This window comes from Franconibacter pulveris (assembly GCF_056780215.1).
In genome coordinates this window covers 2,358,285-2,375,322 of sequence record NZ_CM165555.1, presented here as the reverse complement: position 1 = coordinate 2,375,322, position 17,038 = coordinate 2,358,285, and the positions used below count along the sequence as shown (strand labels likewise).

General features: G+C 58.0%; 13 protein-coding genes. 3 read left to right on the top strand and 10 right to left on the bottom strand.

What is annotated here, in order from left to right; genetic code table 11:
* Positions 1-83: 83 nt before the first annotated feature.
* From tyrP to ACU4F7_RS11210, 5 genes are all read right to left on the bottom strand, one after another.
* A complete protein-coding gene (tyrP, locus tag ACU4F7_RS11230) occupies positions 84-1,295 on the bottom strand; it encodes a tyrosine transporter TyrP (protein ID WP_481636912.1) in 1,212 nt (403 codons plus the stop codon).
* Positions 1,296-1,820: 525 nt separating this feature from the next.
* On the bottom strand, positions 1,821-3,215 hold the full coding sequence (locus ACU4F7_RS11225) for an alpha,alpha-trehalose-phosphate synthase (UDP-forming) (RefSeq protein WP_481636911.1): 1,395 nt from the start codon (positions 3,213-3,215) through the stop codon (positions 1,821-1,823).
* A 41-nt stretch (positions 3,216-3,256) separates the two neighbouring features.
* On the bottom strand, positions 3,257-4,603 hold the full coding sequence (locus ACU4F7_RS11220) for a glutamine synthetase family protein (RefSeq protein WP_481636910.1): 1,347 nt from the start codon (positions 4,601-4,603) through the stop codon (positions 3,257-3,259).
* A gap of 257 nt (positions 4,604-4,860) precedes the next feature.
* On the bottom strand, positions 4,861-5,640 hold the full coding sequence (locus ACU4F7_RS11215) for a hypothetical protein (protein WP_029593034.1): 780 nt from the start codon (positions 5,638-5,640) through the stop codon (positions 4,861-4,863).
* A 1-nt stretch (position 5,641) separates the two neighbouring features.
* Positions 5,642-5,839, bottom strand: coding sequence for a hypothetical protein (locus ACU4F7_RS11210; RefSeq protein ID WP_024555644.1), 198 nt, complete (start codon positions 5,837-5,839; stop codon positions 5,642-5,644).
* A gap of 259 nt (positions 5,840-6,098) precedes the next feature.
* Between ACU4F7_RS11210 and ACU4F7_RS11205 the strand changes: the two genes are divergently transcribed.
* Positions 6,099-7,175, top strand: coding sequence for a YncE family protein (locus ACU4F7_RS11205; protein WP_481638723.1), 1,077 nt, complete (start codon positions 6,099-6,101; stop codon positions 7,173-7,175).
* A gap of 66 nt (positions 7,176-7,241) precedes the next feature.
* Positions 7,242-9,428 (top strand): TonB-dependent receptor, encoded by a 2,187-nt coding sequence (locus ACU4F7_RS11200; protein ID WP_481636909.1) that lies wholly within the window; start codon positions 7,242-7,244, stop codon positions 9,426-9,428.
* Positions 9,429-9,511: 83 nt separating this feature from the next.
* On the opposite strand, the gene ACU4F7_RS11195 is transcribed toward ACU4F7_RS11200, so the two are convergent.
* The 3 genes from ACU4F7_RS11195 to ACU4F7_RS11185 are packed head-to-tail and all read right to left on the bottom strand — an operon-like array spanning position 9,512 to position 12,764.
* Positions 9,512-10,948, bottom strand: a complete 1,437-nt coding sequence (locus ACU4F7_RS11195) for an L-fucose/L-arabinose isomerase family protein (RefSeq protein ID WP_481636908.1) — start codon at positions 10,946-10,948, stop codon at positions 9,512-9,514.
* Between the two features lie 39 nt (positions 10,949-10,987).
* Entirely contained in the window at positions 10,988-11,941 is a 954-nt protein-coding gene (locus ACU4F7_RS11190; RefSeq protein ID WP_481636907.1) for a transketolase family protein, read from the bottom strand.
* Positions 11,934-12,764 carry a transketolase gene (locus tag ACU4F7_RS11185; RefSeq protein ID WP_029593028.1) on the bottom strand — a complete coding sequence of 277 codons (831 nt, stop codon included), beginning with the start codon at positions 12,762-12,764 and terminating at the stop codon, positions 11,934-11,936. The genes ACU4F7_RS11190 and ACU4F7_RS11185 overlap by 8 nt, the downstream gene beginning before the upstream one ends.
* Positions 12,765-13,109: 345 nt before the next feature.
* Between ACU4F7_RS11185 and ACU4F7_RS11180 the strand changes: the two genes are divergently transcribed.
* On the top strand, positions 13,110-14,066 hold the full coding sequence (locus ACU4F7_RS11180) for a sugar-binding transcriptional regulator (RefSeq protein ID WP_481636906.1): 957 nt from the start codon (positions 13,110-13,112) through the stop codon (positions 14,064-14,066).
* A gap of 310 nt (positions 14,067-14,376) precedes the next feature.
* Here ACU4F7_RS11180 and ACU4F7_RS11175 read toward each other — a convergent pair whose 3' ends face one another.
* Both ACU4F7_RS11175 and ACU4F7_RS11170 read right to left on the bottom strand, forming a co-directional pair.
* On the bottom strand, positions 14,377-15,885 hold the full coding sequence (locus ACU4F7_RS11175) for an FGGY family carbohydrate kinase (RefSeq protein ID WP_481636905.1): 1,509 nt from the start codon (positions 15,883-15,885) through the stop codon (positions 14,377-14,379).
* A 57-nt stretch (positions 15,886-15,942) separates the two neighbouring features.
* A complete protein-coding gene (locus ACU4F7_RS11170; protein WP_481636904.1) occupies positions 15,943-17,037 on the bottom strand; it encodes an ABC transporter permease in 1,095 nt (364 codons plus the stop codon).
* Between the last annotated feature and the right edge of the window lies 1 nt (position 17,038).

Here is a 17,038-nt window from a genome sequence, read left to right as displayed (position 1 = left end):
CAAGGCGGTCCCGCCGTTAACACACCTGTGCGCCCCTGGCGGGCAAACATAACGCAGCCCGCCAGGGGCGCTGCTTGTTCGGCTTAGCCTACCTCGGGCAGCAGGCCGCCCGCCATTAGCGCCTGGATGGCGATGATGCCCACGCCGCACGCCACGACCAGCGCCAGCAACGGCTTACCCCCCGCGACTCGCCATGGCTGGCGCGGCGTCTGCTCGCGGCTTTTCCAGACCAGCAGCGCCGGGATAATCAGCGCCAGTATGGCGAGCGCAACCCCGGCGTAGCCGAGCGCCATCACAAACCCCTGCGGATAAAAGAGCGCAAACGCGAGCGGCGGGAGAAACGTAATCAGTCCGCTTTGCAGTCGGCCGCCCACTTTACGGCTGCGCTGGAACATGTCGCTCAGGTAATCAAACAGCCCGAGCGATACGCCAAGGAAAGAGGTCGCCAGCGCGAGATCGGCAAACAGATGCACCGCCAGCTCCACATGCGCGGAGGCCACTACCTGACGCACCGCCTGTAAAAGGCCGTTAAGCCCGGCATGGTTCGCCAGCAGGTGGTTGAAGGTCGCGGAGTCGATGGCGCCAAGGGTCGCCAGTTGCCAGAAGATATAGGCGACGAGCGGAATGGCGCTGCCGGTAATAAAGACCAGGCGCAGCTTGCGAATATCGCCGTTCAGATAGCTGACGATGCTCGGCACGCTGCCGTGAAAGCCAAAAGAGGTAAAAATAACGGGGATAGCCGAAAAGGCGAGGCCTTGCTCAAGCGGCATCGACAGCAAGTTCGCCCGGTGTACATGCGGCATCAACAGCGCCAGCATGACCAGCAGCAACACAATTTTGGCGCTGAAAAGCAGACGGTTAAACAGGTCGACCATGGTGGTGCCGATACAGACTATTGCGCCAGCCACTACCGTGAAAAGCAGTACGCCTGTGGAGGGCGAGAGCGAAATAGCCAGCCAGTCGCTAAAGCTTGCCGCCAGCAGCTCGCCCGCGCCGCTGATATAGGCGGCGGTCAGAGCGTACATTAAAAACAGCATACTGAAGCCCGTCAGCCACTGTCCGGGCCGACCGAGATAGCGCCGCGCCAGCGAGCCAAGGCCCGTATCCGCTGGCACATGCTGATACACTTCCACCAGCAGCAGGGCGGTGTAGCACATCAGCGCCCACATGCCGACCAACAACAGCAAAGTAATACCCATTCCTACCCCGGCGCTGGCAAGCGGCATTGCCAGCATACCGGCGCCAATAGTGGTGCCCGCCACGATAAAAACACTGCCAAGAGTGCGATTCTTCACGCTTCCCTCTGAAACTACGCTCACAAAAAATAATGGCGCGAAGGGTAAGGGATTAACGTCCGGGCGTCAAACCGCAGTGACAAGTATTGTCACTCCAGCTTTACAGCTATAAATGGCGAACCAGGTGGAACAGGGAAGGGGAATGCGGTAATCTGTGCGGCGTTTACGCTTCGTTAAAATCACTACTTTCCTGATAAACCTGCCGCTTCGTTAAATTAACCAACTTTCACAGTAGCGGGATGTCACTTTTTTGCCATCCGCGTAATCCACAACGATCCAGCATGCGGCCAAAGCCCGCCGTCTGCACCGTGCAGGGATCAAAGAAGATCCAGCTCGCCGCTTAAGCGGTTAAAAAGTAGCCCACCGGATCTGTTAGATAACAGCCCTGACTGTGGATAAAGTGTTGGTAAAAGCGCCTGTGGATAAACTGTGTTGAAAATTTGCGCTCGGGAAGCGGCAGAGAGAAAGGTGCAACCCCGACGTCGCCGCCAGGGTTGTTCAGAAATCGGTACAAACCAGAGGCTGTCAGTAACGGCCCGGCGCGGTGAAAAGACGCAAGGGCGAGCTTAACCATCGCCCCGGGGTTTGCGTACGGTCATCTTTTAGCGCGCTGAGAAAGGCGTTAGCCCACCAGTGATGGTTGTAATGGCAAACCTGCTGGCGCAGCTGCTGGTGGCGTCTTTTGCGTTCCGCAAGCGGCATGGAGAGCGCGGAATGCAACGCGTCGCAAAGTTCGCTGGGGTCATAGGGATTAACGAGCAACGCTCCGCTAAGCTGTTCGGCGGCCCCGGTAAAGTGCGAAAGGATAAGCACGCCGGGGTCCGCCGGGTTTTGCGCCAGAATGTACTTTTTCGCCTCCAGCGACATCCCTTCGCAAAACGGCGTAAACAACGCGACGCAGGATTGCGCGTAGAGCGTTTCCCGCCACGCCGGCGCCAGCGGCTCGTTATGCAAATAGTTAACCGGCGACCAGTTGAAATCGCCGTAGCCGCCGTTGAGCTCGCCGCAGAGCCGTTCAAGCTGCTGGCGCAAACCTGGCGTGAAGCAGGGCAATTCCCTCGCCGGGTCGCAGACCTGAACCAGCGTAACGTCATGCAGATATTGCGGGTGCTGCTCCAGCAACTGACGCAGCGCGGCAAGCCGCCAGGCGATGCCGCTGGCGTCGCTTATCACATCGGTGCTGACTATCCAGCGGGGTTTATGCTGTGGCGCCAGCGCGGGCGGCGCTGACAAAGGCGCTACGCCGCAGGGGAAAACGCCTACCCGCAGCAGGTGGCCGTTTACGCGAAACAGCGTCTCCGTCACCTTTTCCGTGCGGTAACGGCGGGAAAGCCAGGTAATGAAATGGCTGGCGTCGTTACGGGACTGAAAACCCAACAGGTCGTAATAAAAGAGCGACTGCATCAGCCAGTCATGCTCCGGCAGGGCACGAAAAATTTCGCCAGGCGGGAACGCATGGTGCAAAAAGAAGCCGCAGCGGTTTAAGTACCCTGCTTCCTTCAGATTTCTCGCTACCGCCATCAGATGATAGTCGTGCGCCCATACCATGTCGTCCGGGCAGAGGTGCTCCGCTATTCGTTCCGCCACCCTTTCGTTGTAGCTGCGATAAGCCTGAAAGGCGCCGGGCTGATAAACCGCAAGATCGGGGCGGTTGTGAAATACCGGCCACAGCTGTTTGTGCACGTAGCCGTGATAATAATCGCCATACTCCTGGTCCGACAGGCGCCAGCTAACCAACTCGCAGTCCGCCAGCTCACGCTGGCTGACGTCGTTTTGCTCATCTTTGCCTGTCTCGCCATTCCAGCCCAGCCACAGCGCGTTATGCTGTTTCGCCACGCCATAGAGCGTTTCGGTTAACGGACGGACGGGCGCCTGGCGCATCACGTCGCAATGGTTGCTCGCCATAATAAGTCGGGACATAACCTCTCCTGATGATAATCTCGCGCCGCGCAGGCGACGGTTCAGAGCCGCCAGGCTTTTTCCGCCTCGGTGACTTCATGTTCAAAACGCGCCAGCGCTTCCCGCTTGCTGGTCAGCCACAGGCGGGCGAAATCGTCGCCCAGCTGTTCACGCAGCCAGGGCGAGAGCGCAAAAAGCATCAACGCGTGTGGCTGATTGGTTGGCAGCGGCGGCGGGGCGGCGTCCGCTGGCGGCAGGCCGGGCGTCTTATCAAGCCCGTAGAGCATGGCCGCGAGCAGCGTGGCGACAACCAGATACGGGTTAGCGTCCGCGCCGGCAAGGCGGTATTCAAAACGCCGGGCCTTAGGAGACGAGCAAGGGACGCGTATCGCCGTGGCGCGATTGTTATGCCCCCAGCCCGAAAATCGCGGTGTGGCTAGCATCGGGCGCAGGCGCCGCCAGGCGTTGACGTTGGGCGCGATAAGCGCCAGCGAAGCGGGCATCAGCGCCAGCACCCCGGCCATGGCGTGCAGCATGATTTCAGGTAACGCCTCCGGCGGCCCGGCGAAGAGGTTCTCGCCCCGGGCGTTATTCAGGCTGATATGAAAATGCATGCCGCTGCCCGCTTTGTCGCTATGGGGTTTGGCCATAAAGGTGGCGCTATGGTGGTGCGCTTGCGCAAGCTGGCGAATCAACCGTTTCATCGCCAGCACGTTATCGCAGGCGGCGAGGGCGTCATCGGTATGGCGAAAGTTAAGCTCATATTGCCCGCTTCCCGCCTCGGCCACGATGCCGGTCAGCCCGCGGGCCTGTAACCCGGCATGACGTTCAATATCGGCAAGCAGGGCGGCAACCGACGGCGCGCCGTCAATCTGGAAGAAAGGCCAGGCGTCGGCCGCCGTCTCTTCCGGCGTTTCGCTGAGATAAAACTCCATTTCAGGGGCGATGACCGGATAAAGCCCGCGCTGGTGAAACGTCGCCAGCACCCGCTGGAGGATAACCCGCGGCTCCAGCGGGCAGGGCGCGCCATCCTGCTCACGCATGCTCAGCTGTAACTGTGCGTAGCGTTTCGGGTCTTTCGCGCAGGGTTTTAACGTGCCCGGCACCGGCAGGCACAGGCGATCCGGCTCGATGGCGGAAAGGGCGTCATCGCTGGCATGAACAATCTGGCCGTCAATCTCCGTGGCGTAGAGCGAAAGCGGGAAGTAACACCCCTCCTCAAGAGAAAACAGCGCCTCGACGCCGATTTTTTTGCCGCGCGGTCTGCCATGACAGTCGTACAGATAGATGTCGATGAATTCGGTGTCCGGGTGTTCGCACAAATAGGCCTTTGCCTCCTGGGCGAAAGTGACAGTGGGCGGCGCGTAGTTTTCCGCCAGCAGCCTTGAATGAAATATCATGGAGAACATGGCGGGCTCCGGTGAAGAGGGCGTTTCAGCCGCGGCAGCAGGTTTTCGAAAGCGGCCTCGCACGATTTTTGTCGTCATAGCTGGGTCTTTAGGTGATGCCTTTCGGCGGTAAAACTAGTCTGGCGTTTTCTCAGGCAGCTTGTTGTAAAAAAAGCATAAAAAGCGCGCGCGGGAATATAAACGCGATATAAACGCGGCGGGAAAAAGGCGAAAAAAAAGCGGGCTCGTGTCGCGCGCCCGCGTAAATAAAGGGATGTTTAACGTTGCGGCGCCTCGTCTCTTTCATCGCGCATGGCGAAAGAGAGCGTCTGGGACGGCTCAAAAAGCGACAGGCTTTCAATCTGGTCGAGCAGGATGACCTTACGGAAATCCAGCGCGGTGCGCGGTTGCGAGGTCAGCGTAATATTATGACGCTCGTACCAGGCGCTGTAGTTATGCTCCACTCTCAAATCCAGCGTCTGGTGGTCGCGGTAGCCGCTCAGCATCGGGATTAACACGATGTTGTTGGCGTCTTCGCGGTCAAACGTCGCGGTGTGGATCATTCCAATGTAAATGCGCTGCGATTTCATCGTCACCCACGCCAGTTCGCCTTGCTCCATACACTGATAGAGCAACCCTTCCACGCCGTTCGCCCGGGACAGGTGCTTGTAAAGCTCCCGACGCCCGGCGCTATCGAGCCTTGCGCTGCGCGCCCAGTTTGAGCGGTAAAGGCAAAACAGAATGGCGAAAGCGAGCATGATAACCACGGGCGCCTGGATGCCAAGAAAGCTCCAGTTCATAAACGTCATGTGGTAACGATGATCTTCAGGACCGAACCATTGCGGAAGCTCGTTCATCGTCATTGACGTCAGCAACAGCAGCAGCCAGAGAATGGCGGTGGCCAGAATACCCTGAAGCACGAAAATACAGCCGTTCAGCGCCACCAGAAAGTAAACGTCCCAGCCGGACGTGCGTTTAAACTGAAACCGGGTAGAAAGATCCCGGCTGGTGTACCAGTAGCCGCACACCATCAGTACCATAAAAATTGCTGTTCCCATCTCAGGCTCGCTTTAGTGCTTCAACATGACGGGCAAAATCATCCTGCACCGCCTGACAATGAATATTCACCGACGCGTTGCCGTCTTCATCGATAAGAATACGATCGCCGTCATCGATAGAGTCCTGTATCTCCTCGTGACTGATGACCTGCAGCAGTTTTTCCGGGCTATTAAAAAGCGATAAAAATAGTCGTTTCATCATTTCCTCCGACCAAAAAGTATAGAGAGCCTGCATTAAGCAAGGGAATGGCCAGTCTGCTTTTTAAGAGATATCTCCGTCCGTCGGGCTTTTTCCCGCCTGTTTTTACGCTTTTAATAGTTAATGATTATGAGTATGATTCTCATTTTGATGTGAAAAGCGGTTTCACTTCCGTTTTGTAGTGCGCTAACAACAACGAACGCCGCGCTGGCGGCGAATAAGGCACGCTGTGCCGCTATTTAAAAAGGAAAAAGCTGTGATGACCATGAAACCCTGCGCGCTCGCGCTGCTGGCGGCGTTTGCCCTTGGCGGCTGCGCGGCGCAAAAACCGGCTCAACCGCAGGCTGCCGCCGTTCCCGCCGCGCAGACTTCCCAAAAAACAGATTTACTCCAGCGTGAGCTGGCCTATGGCGTTTATGAGCTGGTGGAAAACCCGCAAAACCACGCGATTTACGTGGCGACGGCGCAATCTTTCAAAGAGGTGCAGGGCGGGGTTATCTACAAGCTGGACCCGAAAACGCTTAACACCCTTGGCGAATCGCATACCGATCTGAAAAACTTCGGCGCGGCGCAGGATGCCGAAGGCAAAACCCTGTTTGTCACCAACTCGCTTGATGGCGGCATTAGCGCTATCGATACCGCTAACGGCAAAGTTAAAGGCCGACTGCTGTTCAGCGAGCGCAACGAGAAAGGCTTCCCCTACGGCGCGCGTGAAATCCTCTGGCGCGACGGGCTGCTTTATGTGGGCGGCGTGGGCGACCCGGCCGTTATCTGGGTAGTGGATGCCGACACGCTGAAGCTGAAAGCGCGCATTAAAAACGCCGGCAAATGGGTGACGGGCCTGCACTTCTCACCCACCACAAACCGCCTTTATGCGGCTAACGGCGGCGGTGAAATACTCGTGATTAACCCGCGCACCAACCGCATCGAAAAACGCTGGAAGCCGCTTGGCGAAAAAGAAGCCCTGCTGCTGAATATGGCGGAAGACCCGGCAACCGGTCGCCTCTTCGTCACCGATAATTCCAAAGCGAAAACCACGCTGGTGCTGGATATCCGCACGGGCCATCTCATTAAACAACTCGATACCGGCGACTCGCTGGCGGTGAAATTCAACGCTAAGCGTAACGAGCTTTACCTTACCCAGCGCGAATCGGGCAAGCTATTGAGCCTCGACGCCACCACTTATGCGCTGAAGCAGAGTTGGGATTTGAAGCCGAACCCCAACAGCCTGCTGGTTTCCGCCGACGGCCAGACGCTTTACGTCACCGTAAAACAGCCGTTTAACAAAGACCACTCCACCAAAGGTCTGGACCGCATCGTTCGCATTTCGCTTTAAACCGTCATTTTTTCGGCCCGGCGACGGGCCTTTTTGCGCACTTTTACAGCAAGGTAAACACCAGAAATGAAACGCACACCGTTACGTAAAACGCTGCTGGCGCTGGCTATCGGCGCGGCAACCCAGACGGCGCAGGCCGCTGCCGTTACAAATGAAGCAAATAATCAGGAAGATACGGTGGTGGTGCAGGCCGCGCCAAAAAGCGATTTTAAACCGGGCGGCGATACCCCGGTGCCAGCTTATCTGGATGGACAGGTCGCCCATGGCGGGCGCGTCGGGATGCTCGGCGAGCAGAACGCAATGGATGTGCCTTTCAACGTCATCAGCTATACCTCGAAACTGATTGAAGATCAGCAGGCGAAAACGATCGCCGACGTGGTGCGCAACGACGCCAGCGTGCAGAACGTACAGGGCTTTGGCAACTTCCAGGAAACCTACCGCATTCGCGGTTTCCAGCTCAACGGCGATGACATCACTATTGGCGGTCTGGCGGGCGTGATTCCGCGCCAGGTGGTGGGGCTGTCGATGATCGACCGGGTGGAGGTCTTTAAAGGGGCGAACGCGCTGGTCAACGGCGCCGCGACATCCGGCGTGGGGGGCATGATCAACCTTGAGCCGAAGCATGCCGATGATTTACCGCTCACCCGCGTTGGCGTGGATTACACTTCGTCATCTCAGGTCGGCGGCTCGCTTGACGCCGGTCGCCGCTTTGGCGATAACAACCAGTTCGGCGCGCGGGTCAATCTGGTTCATCGCGAGGGCGACACGGCCGTTCATGGCGAACATCGTCGCACCACCCAGGCGTCGCTGGGCCTGGATTATCGCGGCGACCGGTTGCGCACTTCGCTTGACGCGGGCTACCAGAAGCAGACGTTTCACGGCGGCCGCCTGGGCGTCAATGTGAGCGGCGTTAATTTTATCCCTGAGGTGCCGGACGCCACTCATAATTACAGCCAGCAGTGGGCTTACAGCGATATCGAAAGCGAATTTGGCCTGGCGCGCGCGGAATATGACCTCGTCGACGGCTGGACGGCGTACGCGGGCGTCGGCGGCCAACACTCCCATGAAATCGGCCTCTACGGCGTGCCGAAAATCACTAACGCTGATGGCGACGCTACCATCAGTCGTCTGGATACCAACCGGATTATTGATAACTTCAGCGGTATGGCGGGCGTACGCGGCAACTTTGATACGGGGTTTGTCAGCCATAAGACGAATGTCGGTTACTCGGCGATGACGCACCAGGATAAAATCGCCTGGCGCTCTTCGAAAGTGAACCCGACTACCAACATTTATGATACCAATCCGGTAAACGTGCCTGTTAACGCCTCTTTCGCCGGCGACTATGACGACCCGCTGACAACGGGCCGCACCCGCAGCCAGGGCTGGTTGTTGAGCGATACGCTCGGCGTGCTGGACGATACCGTTCAGCTCACCTTAGGCGCGCGTTATCAAAAAGTGGTGGTGCGCAGCTACGACAACAACACGGGAGCTGAAAAGCAAGATTCGCGCTTTACCGAAGATCGCTGGATGCCGACCTACGGCATTGTGTATAAGCCCTGGCAGGAAGTTTCGCTCTACGCTAACCACACCGAGGCGCTACAGCCTGGCAGCAGCGCGCCGCAGGGCGCCGCTAACTATGGGCAGAGTACGGGCATCATCCATTCGAAACAAAACGAAGTCGGCGTGAAGGTCGATTTCGGCCGCGTTGGCGGGTCGCTGGCGCTGTTTGAAATCAAGCAGCCTTCCGCTTTTCAGGACAGCGTCACCAAAATCTATGCGCTGGATGGCGAACAGCGTAACCGGGGCGTTGAGTTTAACCTGTTCGGCGAGCCTGTGGCGGGCCTGCGCCTTAACGGCAGCGCCACCTGGCTTGATCCGCAGCTGACCAAAACCAAAGATGGCCTGAACGACGGCAACGACGCGGTAGGCGTACCGAACTTCATCGCAGCGCTGGGCGCGGAATATGACATCAAGCCAGTGGAAGGGTTAACGGCCACCGCTAACCTCAACCACAGCGGTTCGCAATATGTGAATGCCGCCAATACCAAAAAACTCGACAGCTTCACCACGCTCGACCTCGGGATGCGCTACACCATGCGTCTGAACCAGGAGCAGAACGACCTGGTCTGGCGCGTGGGGCTGGATAACGTGACCAACGAGAAGTACTGGTCGAATGTGGAAACCAACGGTTTTTATATCTATCAGGGCGAGCCGCGAACGCTGAAGGTGTCGATGAGCTACGACTTCTGATAAAAAAGCTCCCGTCTGCGGACGGGAGCAAAACGGCCTTACTGGTGGAATCAAACGTCAGCACGCCGGGCCGCGCTTGTGCGTTACCTGAGAAGCGTAGCCGGCTGGTGATAATAGGTTGTGATGCCAAGATAGCGGGTGAAGGCTTCATGCAGCACTTGCGCCGTGGAGGAGTGGTTCATGGCCACGTGGTGCTCAAAACCGTTATTGCAGATCCACGCCAGTAAGTTCTCCAGCTGCGGCACCTGAACCACCGCGCGGCAGCCTACCGTATCAAGCTCGTCGTCCACCGATTTCCCTTCGCCCACGTAGGCGCGTATCTCACCCGTTAAGTCGTCCGTGCTCAGGCGGAAGTAGGTCATCGGCCCGCTCTTCAGGCGACCATGCACCGCACCGCAGGTGTTTTCTTTACCCACCGTGGTGCCAATGATATCCGCTGTGCCCATCGCCGGGCTTTCCAGGCTGGCGCTCGGGAAGTTTCCGCAGTGGAACAGCACGCATTTGTCGCGCTCCTCGCCGAAGTTATTGTTCCAGTCGGCAATAGAGGCGGGGTTGAGCGAACAGCTCGCCAGCGCGTACATGGAAAGCGCGCCCATGACATCCACTTCGCAGGCGCTCGGCATCAGCTGGCCCGACATCACGCTCATAATGGAACAGACGTTAATGCCGAGGTTCTCCTGCAATGAGGTCCAGCACTGGATTGCGGTGGTGTCGATATCATTGGTGATAACCCATTCGCTTATCACCACGAACAGCTTCGCCATCGTCACCACTTTTTCCGCCGGAATGGCGCTGGCATCGGCGTTATCCAGCAGCACGCGGCGCTTTTCTTCCACGCGAATATCGTCATCGCGCAACAGCTTCACGCGGGTGAACACTTCTGACAGATCCAGGGTTTCCACCGCCACGCCCATTCTTTCCAGCAGTTTTTCGCTGTAGCGCACGGTATTAAAACCGGCGGGGCGCGCGCCGATAGCGCCGACGCGAACGCCGCGCATGGCTGTCACCACCCGGCAAAGCTGCTCGAAACGGCGTAAATCTTTTTCAAACACGTCGCTGGTCAGAGCGCAGACGTGCTGGGTGGTGAGGGTAAAAGGAATGCCGTACTGACGAAGGTTATTGCAGAGCGATATTTTGCCGCAGAAGCTATCGCGGCGGGTTGCAAGGCCCATTTTGTCGAGGTTGTCTTCTTGCGCCTGCACCAGCACCGGGACATTCAACCCGGAAAGGCGAATGGCTTCCGCCACCGCTTTTTCATCGCCAAAGTTAGGCAGCAGCACCACAATGCCGTGGATACTGTCGCGATGCTGGCGAAAAAGCGCGGCGCATGTTTTCGCTTCCTGCCGGGTTTCCACGCCGCCAAGCTCGGTCTGGTTTTCATCCACCATCACCGTATTAATGCCCAGACGGTCGAAAAGCGTGATCGCCTGCTGGCGGGCTTCGGCCACCAGATAGCTCGGGAAAAAGCCCCGGTTGCCGATAATAATGCCCATGGTCAGTTGTTGAGGGATACGGGTCATAACAATGCTCCAGTAAGGGGTTTCGCTTTCTACTGCCTGTTATTCTTGTTCTGCTTTCGCGCACAGCTGTTCGGCATGTCGCGCAACGCTTACGGCGTCGATTTCATGGCGCTTGCGCGTCGCCGCGCGGTCGGCGGCGATAGCATATTCGCCGTCGGGGATGCCGAGCCGACGCAGCGGAATTGCGCAGCCAGCCTCAGCCAACACTTCCGCCACCAGGCTGCCTACGCCGCCGTTGACGTTGTGCTCTTCCACGCTTATCACCGCTTTGCTGCGCTTAAGCGCAGCAAGCAGCCTTTGCGTATCGCAGGGGCGTATTGACGGTACACTGATTACCGCGGCGCTAATACCTCTGTCCGCCAGGTGTGCGGCGGCGTCGACAATTTCATGCACCGTAGAGCCCATCGCCACCAGCGCAATGTCTTCGCCCTCACGCAGCACATCGATATTGCCCGGGACGAAGCGATAACTTTCGTCGTGCAAAAACGGCAGCGCTTTACCATCGAGCCGGATGTAGACCGGTCCCTGGTGTTCCAGGGCGTAATCGATTATCTGACGGCATTCCACCGGGCAGGAGGGGGCGTAAATTTCAATATTGCCGAAGCCGCGCATGATGGCGATGTCGTCAATGCTGTGATGGGTGCTGGCGAGCGGGCCGTAGCTGGCGCCCGCGTTCAGGCCGAACAGCTTCACGTTGGTGTTGTTGTAACAAACGTCAACTTTGATCTGCTCATTGGCGCGCGAAATTAAAAAGGGCGCGGCGTTGCAGGTGACGGCGATTTTGCCGCCGATGGCGAGCCCGGCCGCGGCACCTACCAGCGTCTGCTCAGCGATGCCGACGTTGACCAGCCTGTCGGGGAACCGCTGAATAAAGGGCGAGATTTTGGCGGTGGAGGTGGAGTCCGCCACCACCGGCACCAGATCAACGCCGCGTTCGACGGCGTCGATAAAGGCGTTAACCATGACCGTTGCGAGATGTTCGCTGTTACTCATCTTTCAGTTCCTCCAGCGCCAGTTCCACTTCATCCTCTTTCGGCACGCGGTGATGCCACTCCGCGCGTCCCTGTATAAAGGAGACGCCCGCGCCCTTGGTGGTGTGCGCAATAATCACGTTAGGCTTGCCGTTCGGCTTCAGGTTTTCCAGGGTATCGACAACGTCCTGCATGCTGTTGCCGTTGCATTCGGTCACCGCCAGGCCGAAGGCGCGCCATTTGGCGTCCAGCGGGTCGGTGTTCATAATCTCTTTCGTCGGTCCGGCCAGCTGCAGGCTGTTTTTGTCGTTGATAATAATCAGGTTGTCGAGCTGATAATGGGCCGCGACCAGCGCCGCTTCCCAGTTGCTGCCTTCCGCCAGCTCGCCATCGCCAGTCACCACAAAGACGCGACGCGAGCTGTTGCTGCGTTTGGCGGCAAGCGCGATGCCGACCGCGACCGGCAGGCCATGGCCGAGCGCGCCGGTGTTAAGCTCAATTCCCGGGGTTTTGTGACGCACCGGGTGGCCTGGGAGGTGAGAATCCGCGTGCTGATAAGTAGAAAGCCACTCGACAGGAATAAACCCGGCTTCCGCCAGCACGCAGTAGTAGCCGCCAACCGCGTGGCCTTTGGACTGAATATAAATATCCCGCTCGTCGCTCGCCATGTTCTGCGGCGAGCAGTTCAGGATGCGAAAGTAAAGGGCGGTGAGCAGCTCGACCTGCGAGAGGTCCGCGCCGGTGTGTCCGCCGGCAGGGCTTTGCGCGTTCAGCACGATGATACGGCGACGAACCGCGCGGGCTTTCTTTTCAAGCTCAGCGACCGTGAGCATAAAAGGATTCATAACGGCACCTCGGGTGAATTCCTCGTGAATTTAAAATCCACCTTGAATATATATTCAGGTGGGGTGTAAAAGCGCGACATCGTCCAGCGGCCTACTTTTAGCAGCTTTACTGGCTTATCTAAAAAGGTAGGGAGCTTTGTTTGCCTGCCATTGAATATATATTCATATATGATTTTATATTCATGTGGTAAAAATATGCCCCTCAGGCGCGTTTGTCTACCTTCGTTAAGGCAATTTTGAGAAAAAGCGACCAGGCTCACATTCGGCTGGCGCAGCGGTAAAACCTTGCCTTGTTATCTATTCACTCATGAATAAAAATAACAAAGACACATCAAGGGGCACATTATGTCAAAGCAGGATGAGCAGCGTTTACTGGTTAAGATAGCCACGCTTTATTATATGGAGGGCAAGAAGCAGTCCGATATCGCGTCGCTTCTTCATCTCTCGCAATCTTTCGTCTCGCGCGCGCTCACTCGCTGTCAGAAAGAGGGGCTGGTCAAGATAACGGTCGTGCAGCCAGGCAACATTTTCGTTTCGCTGGAAAAGGCGCTTGAGCAGCAGTATGGCATTCGTCAGGCGATTGTGGTTGATGTGGGCGATAACCCCAACAGCGCGCAAATCAAGCATGCTATCGGCAGCGCGGCCGCGCATTATGTGGAAACGCGCCTGCGGCCTGAAGATATTGTCGGCATCTCCTCCTGGAGCAGCACCATTCGCTGCATGGTGGATGAGATGCATCCGCAGAACATCCGCGCCCGCGGGGTCATTCAGCTGCTGGGCGGCGTAGGGCCGAACGGCAACGTGCAGGCGACTATCCTTACGCAACAGCTGGCGGCGCACCTTGATTGCCCGGCCTGGCTGCTGCCTTCCCAGAGTATCGAGCGCTCCGTGGAAGAGAAAAAACGCCTGCTTGAAAGCCCGGAAGTGGCTGACGCGGTTTCGCGTTTTGCGCAGGTGGACGTGGCGATTGTGGGGATAGGGGACCTGGAGCCTTCGCAACTGCTGAAAAACTCCGGCAACTATTACGATGAAGAGATGCTGAAACTGCTGGCGAAGCGCGGCGCGGTAGGGGATATCTGCCTGCATTATTACGATGCGCAGGGCAAACCAGTGCTGAGCCGGGAAGAAGATCCGGTTATCGGCATGGAGTTGCAGCAGATCCGCGATTGTAAACATGTTATCGCGCTGGCTGGCGGCGAAGAGAAGCGCAACGCCATACACGGCGCGCTGGTGGGCAATTATATCGACGTGCTGATAACGGATTACCCGACGGCAAGAAGCCTGGTGAAAAGCGAAGCGTAAAGCAGGGCGGATTGCGGTCCGCCTTGTTTTTACATCCACTTTAGTTACAACATACTTATTGTTTTTTAATTAAACACATAGTTTTACCTCAGCGCTACACATCGCCTGACAGCGAAAAAAGGCGCGGTAAAACAGCAGGCTCCGCCTTGCCTGGCGTGCCGTCTGGCTTGTTAAGCGCGGCAGCAATCCGTTGCGCATACAGCGTGAAAAAAAGCGCGGTGAAAGCCGCCTGCTGGCGAATACAACCTTCAACGTCCTTGTCTTCACGGTGGAGGGCCGTTCGCCATTCGGGTCAGGGCGGCGTCAGGCTTCAGTTTTGCCCGTTACGCACCTTCTCGACTGCCGCCTGCCATTCCTGCCAGCGCTTCTGCAGCCGCCCGTGGCGCTCCATGTTCGGTATAAAAGCCGTATGGTGAGCGCTAAAGCGCGTCAGGTCGTCATCGCCCGCAGAGTTAAGCGCTTTGCGGGCGAAAATCGCCGCGCCCATGGCGGAAAGCTCCGCTATATCGCTACGCATAACGGTACAGCCGAGCAAATCAGCCTGATACTGCATGAGCCAGTCGTTGCGCGTAGGGCCGCCGTCCACCATCAGGGCGGAAAGTTCAAAGTCAGCGTGCTGGCGCATAGCGAGCACCACATCGGCAATCTGATAGGCAATCGCTTCCAGCGCGGCGCGCACCAGGTGCGCCCGCTTGACCCCACGGCTCAGGCCGCTGATGCTGCCTCTGGCCCGGTCATCCCACCAGGGGGCGCCAAGCCCGGTTAGGGCAGGCACAAAATAAACGCCGAGCGTCGAGTCAACGCTTGCAGGCAGGGTTGAAAGCGCCGTCGCAAGCGCCTCTGGCGCAAGTTCGCCAAGCCCGGTGCACTCCGTAAGCCACGCCACGGCATCGCCCGTATGGGGAATATTTCCCTCAAGGCCGTAAACCAGCTTTTCGCCGTCATGCCACGCGATGGTGGTGGCAAGGGTGGTGATCTCCGCCTGCGCAGTCGAAACCGGCGCCATTACCGAAGAGCCGGTGCCATACGTCGCCTTCACGCAGCCGGGTTTGCCGAGCGCATGTCCAAACAACGCGGCGTGAGAATCGCCCGCCATCGCCAGAATCGGGATGCCGTCAGGGATTTGCGCAAGCCCTTGTGTATAGCCGAACAGATGGCTGGTCGGGCGCACCTGAGGAAGCGCGGCGAGGGGAATGCCGAAGAGACTGAGCAACGCGTCATCCCAGCGCCCTTCATGAATATTAAAAAGCTGGGTGCGCGAGGCGTTTGAGTAATCACAGCAAAACGCTTCGCCTGCCGTCAGGTTCCACAGCAGCCAGCTGTCGATTGTCCCAAGACAGATTTCGCCGCGCTCCGCCAGCGCCCGGCCCTCCGGCACGCTGTCGAGCAGCCAGCGCATTTTGCTGCCGGAAAAGAGCGGGGCGACAGGCAAGCCGGTCAGTTTCTGAATATGCTCACGTTCGCCACGCTGGCGAAGCGTTTCGCAAAAGGGGGCGGTGCGGGAGCATTGCCAACTGATTGCCGGGCCTAACGTTTTCCCGCTTTGTCGATACCAGCCAATAGCGGTTTCACGCTGGTTGCTGATGGCGAGACCCGCGACCCGGTGCGCGCCCACCGCGCTCACGGCCTGTCCGAGCGCCTGCAGCGAGGCATGCAGCAGCATTTCCCCCGGCTGCTCTACCCAACCCTCGCGCGGTGTTTGCACCGTAAGCGGCTGTGAGAAGCGGGCGATGATGCTCCCCTGGCTATCAAGAGCGATAGCCTTGGCGTTCGTGGTGCCTTCGTCCAGGGCGATGATGACGTCTCTGTCTGCGGCCATGATTCCTCCGGCTGAAAAGTGATATCCCGTTATTCCCGGCAGTTGCGGTGAGGCCGCTTATTTATGGCCTTCAATCGCCGCTTTCTGGGCCATCACGGCGGCTTTTTGCTGCATCCGGTTCTGTAACTGGTCAATGATGACGGCGACAATAATGACGATGCCTTTGATAACCATCTGCCAGAACTCGCTCACGCCCATCATCACCAGCCCGTCGGCCAGAAAACCGATGACGAAAGCGCCGATAAGCGTGCCGAGGATCGTGCCGCGTCCGCCGGCAAGCGACGTGCCGCCCAGCACCACGGCGGCGATGGCGTTCATCTCAAAGGCGGTGCCGTTCGCCGGGTGGCTCGCCACCAGTTGCGCCGAAACCACAATGCCCGCAATCGCCGCGCAAAATCCGGAAAGGGTGTAGACCCATACTTTCACCTGCTTTACCTTCACGCCGGAGAGCTCCGCTGCGCGTTCATTATCGCCGATGGCGTAAACATGACGGCCGAACGGCAGCCGACGGGCCACATAAGCGATAGCCAGCGCCAGTACGATCATCATCCAGATAGCCCAGGGAATGCCGAACAGGGTGCCGGAGCCGATTTCATCAAAACCGGTGTTGCCAAGCTGCGGATTGCCGGAAAGGCCCGGAAAGGTTTCGCCGCCGGAGGTGAGCATGGCCGCGCCGCGCAGCACATACATGGTGCCGAGGGTGCAGATAAACGGCGCGACGTTATAGCGCGTAATGATCCAGCCATTCACCGCGCCAATAAGGCCGCCAATCAGCAGCACCAGCGGCACAATGACCCAGACGCTCGGGAAAATGGCGATGCCGAACATTGGCAAGACAATGCCTTTGGTGATCAGCCAGCCAGCTATCATGCCGCACAGGCCGAGCGTGGCGCCAATAGAGAGATCGATGCCCGCCGTGATTATCACAAAAGTGATGCCCAGCGCCAGAAAGGCGTTGATGGCGATGTGCTTAATCATGATGACCATGCTGCCCGCCGACAAAAAGCCCGGCACCATCACCGTGAAAAAGCCGACAATCAGAAACAGCGCAATAAAGGTGCGAAGCTTCAGCAGCAGCAACAGAACGCTTTCTTTCGACCCCAGCCAGGCGGAGGGACGCGGCATGAAAGCCAAGGAATCGGTCGTTTTCATA